Consider the following 738-nt stretch of genomic DNA (forward strand, 5'->3'; position numbering starts at 1 on the left):
CCCTGCTCCGCGGCGCGCAAGGCATCATGGGCGACGATCAGGCGGTGGCCGGCGAAGGCGCTTTCCGCGAGCCCGTCGTCGTCGAAGACGAGGCCCTGGAAGGTCTCCACCAGCTCGGCGTAGCGGCGGGCCGGGACGGCGAGGATGAACTCCAGCCGGCGATCGCCCCGGTCCGCAAGGGCGGTCAGCTCGCCGATATTGTCCAGGCTAAGGAGCCCACGGTCGGCAACCAGGATGACGCGCTGGATCGGGAAGCGCTCCAGGACGGTCGCCAGCATCCCCTGAAGCGTCTTCGTCTCGGCGACGTTGCCGGGGTGGACGGTGTGCATGAGCGGCAGACCGTCGGCGGTCTGCACCACGCCGAGGACGAACTGGCGGGCGATGCCGCCGATATCCTTGTTCATGCCGAAAGCCCGCAGATCGTCGTCCACCTCGCCCTCGCCGTGGATGCGCACGGTTGTCAGGTCGTAGAACACCACCGCGAGATCCTGATCGACCAGCGGCCGGATCTGCCCGGCCAGTTCCGTCTCGAGCCGGTCGGCGTGATCCATCAGCGCGTCCATGGCGCGCAGGAGATGCTGGTGGGTCACGCCCTCGGGCATGGCCGGCATGGCCACGGTCTCCAGCCAGCGCAGGCAGCCCAGCTTCGAGTCCGGCGCGCAGAGGCGGTTGAAGACCATCGCCCGGACGAGGGCCTCGACGTCCAGCCTGCGCTTGCCGGATCGCAGAGCGCGTCCG

At 69.4% G+C, this 738-nt stretch carries 1 protein-coding gene; it reads right to left on the bottom strand.

Annotation, left to right across the window (positions count from 1 at the left end; all coding sequences use genetic code 11):
* On the bottom strand, positions 1-738 hold a 738-nt coding region (locus DLJ49_RS21355; protein ID WP_115395499.1), incomplete at both ends, for an IS1634 family transposase.

Origin of the sequence: Rhodovulum sp. 12E13 (assembly GCF_003340565.1) — a bacterium.
Lineage (GTDB): Bacteria > Pseudomonadota > Alphaproteobacteria > Rhodobacterales > Rhodobacteraceae > HLUCCA09.